Origin of the sequence: Sporosarcina sp. USHLN248 (assembly GCF_037144575.1) — a bacterium.
GTDB classification, from domain to species: domain Bacteria; phylum Bacillota; class Bacilli; order Bacillales_A; family Planococcaceae; genus Sporosarcina; species Sporosarcina contaminans.
In genome coordinates this window covers 1-5331 of record NZ_JBBCZC010000078.1, presented here as the reverse complement: position 1 = coordinate 5331, position 5331 = coordinate 1, and the positions used below count along the sequence as shown (strand labels likewise).

4 protein-coding genes are annotated in these 5331 nt (G+C 38.1%); 3 read left to right on the top strand and 1 reads right to left on the bottom strand.

Annotation, left to right across the window (positions count from 1 at the left end):
* The first annotated feature begins 206 nt into the window (after positions 1 to 206).
* On the top strand, positions 207 to 1649 hold the full coding sequence (locus tag WFH04_RS17810; protein WP_336825625.1) for an amidase: 1443 nt from the start codon (positions 207 to 209) through the stop codon (positions 1647 to 1649).
* Between the two features lie 51 nt (positions 1650 to 1700).
* On the opposite strand, the gene WFH04_RS17805 is transcribed toward WFH04_RS17810, so the two are convergent.
* Positions 1701 to 2120, bottom strand: coding sequence for a MarR family winged helix-turn-helix transcriptional regulator (locus tag WFH04_RS17805; protein WP_336825623.1), 420 nt, complete (start codon positions 2118 to 2120; stop codon positions 1701 to 1703).
* Between the two features lie 217 nt (positions 2121 to 2337).
* On the opposite strand from WFH04_RS17805, the gene WFH04_RS17800 reads away from it, so the two are divergent.
* Together WFH04_RS17800 and WFH04_RS17795 are read left to right on the top strand one after the other, a co-directional pair.
* On the top strand, positions 2338 to 4044 hold the full coding sequence (locus WFH04_RS17800) for a methyl-accepting chemotaxis protein (RefSeq protein ID WP_336825621.1): 1707 nt from the start codon (positions 2338 to 2340) through the stop codon (positions 4042 to 4044).
* Between the two features lie 141 nt (positions 4045 to 4185).
* A complete protein-coding gene (locus WFH04_RS17795) occupies positions 4186 to 5157 on the top strand; it encodes a proline dehydrogenase family protein (RefSeq protein ID WP_336825619.1) in 972 nt (323 codons plus the stop codon).
* Positions 5158 to 5331: the final 174 nt, after the last annotated feature.

The window sequence follows — 5331 nt, the reverse complement described above, 5'->3', positions numbered from 1 at the left end:
CCTTGTCTGACAAGCGTTTTCAAGTCAAGCTGGGCAAACACCTATCTCATGACTACAAACCTTAAAAGGACTGTAGACAAAGTAAAAAGATACTTTGTCTACAGTCTGAATGTTTCTCCTGAAAAGGAGAAGCATTTTTTGTTTTCTATTCTATGAATCTTTAGACTATAATAATGTGTAAAGAAGCATAAAGGGTGGGGAACGAAATGGTGAATGGGGTAATAGTTGACAAAGAACAAATCGTATTGAACGCAGATGCAATGCGTATCCGTGAATTAGTGATGAATAAGGAGCTTTCTGTAGTAGAAGTAACTAAAGTATTGATCGACCATATTAAAAAAACGAATATAGAATTGAACTATTTAGTTGAAGATCGTTTTGAAACAGCGTTAGAAGAAGCTGAAAATGCAGATCGAGCGATTGCTGAGGGCAACGCAGACGGGAAATTATTTGGTGTACCAATGAGCATTAAAGAGTCGTTTGATGTTGCCGGCTTACAGACAACGGGAGGGCTAAAGCGTAGAAAAGGATTTGTGCAGACGAAAGATGCCGAAGTTGTAAGCAAATTGAGAGCTGAAGGTGCAATTATATTAGGAAAAACAAATACGCCTGAGTTGTGTTTTTGTCAAGAAACAGATAATAAGCTTTATGGACGAACGAACAACCCACATAACGTGAATCGGACGGTCGGTGGTTCGAGTGGGGGTGAAGGTGCGATAATAGCAGTAGGAGGTGCTGCTGCAGGACTCGGCTCTGATATAGGAGGATCCATTCGCTTTCCGAGCCATTTTAACGGGATTGTAGGATTCAAGCCGGGAAATAATCAAGTTTCACAAATCGGCAGTTATCCTTTTGTAGGAGATCCTTTTCAGCAAAGAATGTTAGGAATTGGGCCGATGACTAAGTCAGTACGAGATGCAAAATACTTATACAGCATTATCTCTCAAGAACCTGTAGTGAAGAAAGATATCGATCAATTTACAATCAATGTATTTAGAACGACCCAATATCCTTTATCAGATGAAACAACCTTATTATTAAATAATGTTTATCTCCACATGAAAGAAACCTTAAAAACAGAACGGGAGCCTATTCCGTATTTCGATGAATCCGCTTTGCTATGGCAGGAGATTATGTCGATTGATGGAGGAGAAGGTACTATTGTTGAGGCGTTCGGTAACCGTCGAGGAAACGTATACCGAGAATATTCAAAGGAACTGCTGAATGGCAGATCGGATATTCACCGCTATTTATCATGGGCGTTAATCGGCGCGTCCTTATTCAAGCCCTCGAAAAAACGTATTCGGGAAATCGGTGAAATTCTTAAAAAAGGGGATGCGAAAGTAAGTGCATATTTGGATAATCGCATTGTTATCATGCCTGTCTACCATAAGACCGCTCCTCCGCACGGCGAAGTATATCAAGAAATCTTTTCAATCAAGAAGACATTTTTGAAATACATGCCATACGTTGCTTACGCGAATACTTGGGGCTTGCCTTCTTTGACAGTTCCTGTCGGCAAAGATAAGGATGGAATGCCGATCGGACTGCAGATTATCGGGAAGAACGGCAATGAGGATGCATTGTTCACTGTTGGCTTCATAATAGAAAAAGAGTTTGGCGGATATGTTCGAGCAAAAATAAATTGAACAAAAATACCGACGAGGCTGAATCAAATCGATTCAAGCCTCTTTTGATTGTTATAATACTGTATTCAATTTCTTATAAATGGAGAGCAAGGTGGTTTGCTCTTCTTCTGACAAATGTGAGAAAAGTTCTTTACGAAGCATTTGTCCATCTAATTGGGCTTGATTTAATAGTTCTATTCCTTTGTCTGTAATCGACCAATAGGTAGTTCTTCTATCATGTTCATCTTGCCGCCTTTCAATCAACTTGTTCTTCGTTAGCTTAGTAGATAAATGGGTGAGAGACGCAGGTGTGAAGTTCAAGTGTTTAGCCAAATCAGACGGACGGCTTTCTCCGTGAGTGCGCAGTTCGTGAAGTGCCAAAATATGTGAAATGCCTAGGTCGATATTTGAAGTTTTACGCCATTTGACAAGCATTTTTTGTGTTACTTGATCAATTGTATGCAAAAGTTCAAAAATAGTCTGTTCTGACATTTATTTGCCTCCCTATTGTATCTTTCGAATCATCCACTCATTTTTATTAAACCATATACTTGACAGCAACTCAAAAACTATTTTAGTAAATAGCTTCGCTATGGTATTTTCTTGATATTGTAAAATAGCTATTCATGCTACCTATAATACTGTATGATGTAGATAATATGGACTATTATATGTTTATATTAATAGATTGAAAGGTTGGGACTCACCAATGAAAAGGAGACATACTTTATCTTTCCAACTTGGTACGATCATTGTAGGTATTTTGATCGTAATGCTTACAATTTCATCAGTAGCCACTTATAAAACGGCTTACGATAAACTGTATGATGCAGCAGGTGTGGAAGCTTATGGCTGTGCCAATATTACAACAGGACTTATTGATTCGAAAGATATTGAAAAGGCGCTTGCTGGAGACGCAGCAACAATTGAAAAAGTGAATGGGGAACTGAATTGGACGATTGAACATAAGGATATTTTCGAAACGCAATATATTGTTGATTTAAATGGGAAATTAATCGCATTGGATTCGAATTTGGCTGCGAAAGGGTTTAACGCAGGCGACCAGTTTAAAATGGATAAGGATGCTGTTGATATGTTATTGGAAATGAAGCATCCTACTTATTCAAAACCGTATGAATTTGGTGGCATGAAAAGACTGTCCGGGTATGCTCCAATTTACAAAGATCACGATCCATCAAAAGAGATAATTGCTATTAGCGTCATTGATTTTGATTCTAAAATTGTCTCTGATAGAACTTGGGAAGTTGTTCGGGATGGCATTTTCATTAGCATTATTCCAATGTTGCTCGCAGCGATCGTGACGGTTATTTTACTACGAAGAAAGACGAAGCCAATTTCAAGCCTAATTGTACAAGCAAAAGAAATTGCCCAGGGTAACTTGGCCGTAAAAGACGTGGAAGTGAAAAGCCATGACGAGGTTGGTGATCTTGCAAATACGCTCAATACGATGGCTTCTAACCTACGGTCTATGATTAGCACAATGAAAGATTCTTCTTCTCAATTAATGGAGAACGTATCTTCAACAACGCAAACATTGAATGAAATGGGTGGAGCCATTCAAATGGTCGCTGATCATATGGAAGAAGTGGCAGCTGACGTTTCAGATGGCACGCGACATTCAGATCAGGCATCTTCTCTTCTGACATCTTTATCCATTGATTTGCATTCTTCGAAAGAGAAAGCGGACCAATTGGCTGTCAATTCCGATCAGACAATGGGCGTAGCGAAGGATGGAGAAAAACTTGCATTGCAAATTAGTAATGATATGGAAAAAATTCGAACTTCTTCAGAAGAGGTAAGTACAACCATTCAAGATTTAATTGAATCTACTACTAAAATCCAAAATATTACAGGATCTATAGCCGGGATTGCTTCACAAACAAATTTGTTGGCATTGAATGCTTCGATTGAAGCAGCGCGTGCGGGAGAACATGGCCAAGGATTTGCTGTCGTTGCTGAAGAAGTACGGAAATTAGCCGAACAATCAAATGCGGAAGTTTTAGAAGTAGAGAATTTGGTAAAAGATATAACGGAAAAGATTCAACAAGTCGTTTTGTCAACGAAGGAAAGTACGATACTTGTTGAAACAGGATCGGAAACTGCGAAACAAACTGCTTCTTCATTAAGTGATATTACTACAGCTGTTTCAAAAACAGTTGAAGAAATCAATACGATTTCTCGCCTAATGAGTAGTGAAGCAGAAAAATCAACATCCGTTGTTCAGTTAATTACGGATCTGAATACGTCCATAAAGGAAATCGAGGATAAAACGAACAATGTTTCGGCCGCTACCGAACAAACAACCGCTTCCATTCACGATGTTGCTCAACAATCGGAGCAAGTTAATGAAATGGCAAAGAGCTTGGAAAAATTAGTCGGTCATTTTAAATTGTGATACTGAACGCTCTATAAGCGCTATTTGAGTAGTCCACTTTTTGAAACAAATTTCTACAAAAATTGCGTTTTGGTACTATCGGCTTCATCGAATATGCTATAATCGTTATGAAAATAAAACTTTTGTTGAGGAGTAATGGAAATGGTATTAAAAGACTTCTTTATCGGCCTTTCGCAAAATCAATTTTTGAATAGTGCAGCCAAAAAATACGGATTGAAAATGGGTGCTCAAAGCGTTGTGGCTGGCACAAATATTCCTGAAACGATTGAAAGCATCAAGGAATTAAACAAACACGGCATTTCGTGTACTGTAGACAACTTAGGAGAGTTCGTTTATGAAAAAGAAGAAGCAATCGCTGCAAAAGAACAAATTTTAGCGGTTATTGATGCGATTCATGAAAATGGGGTCGATGCCCACATTTCTTTGAAGCCTTCTCAATTAGGACTTGATATCGACTATGATTTCTGTAAGGAAAATATCCGTGAAATCGTAGCGAAAGCTCATTCTTACGGTATCTTTGTTAACTTTGACATGGAGGATCATGCACGCCTTCAGCCGTCATTCGATTTGTTGGATGAACTATCGGTTGATTATGACAACATCGGTACAGTGATCCAAGCATATTTCTTCCGAGCAGAAGAAGATTTGCACAAACATAAAGACTACAGATTAAGAATCGTTAAAGGTGCTTACAAAGAATCTGAGTCTGTTGCTTATCAAGATAAAGCAGCAATTGACAAAAACTATATCCAATTGATTGAGTGGCATTTATTGAATGGTAAATTCACTTCGATTGCTACACATGACCATAATGTCATTAACCATGTAAAACAATTTGTTAAAGACAATAATATTCCGAATGATAAATTCGAATTCCAAATGCTATACGGCTTTAGGAAAGATATGCAATTGCAACTTGCTAAAGAAGGATACAATTTCTGTACGTACGTTCCTTTTGGACAAGACTGGTATGGCTACTTCATGCGTAGACTTGCAGAACGTCCTCAAAACTTAAATTTAATCGCAAAACAAGTGTTCAACAAAAAAACGAACACAATGATCGGTCTTGCAGCTGGTGCGTTCATGTTAGGCCGTCTCACAAAAAGAAAATAATTACAATAAAAAGGGCTGTTCAGAATGTCAGTGAAAACTGATTTTCTGCGATAGCCCTTTTCTTTTTGGTTCTATAATATTTGTTGGGGTATTCACACAAATTCAACAAAAAAAAGCACGTAATCACCATTTCTTTTATACTTGAATTGTCGGAAAACAAGTAAACGAAAGGTG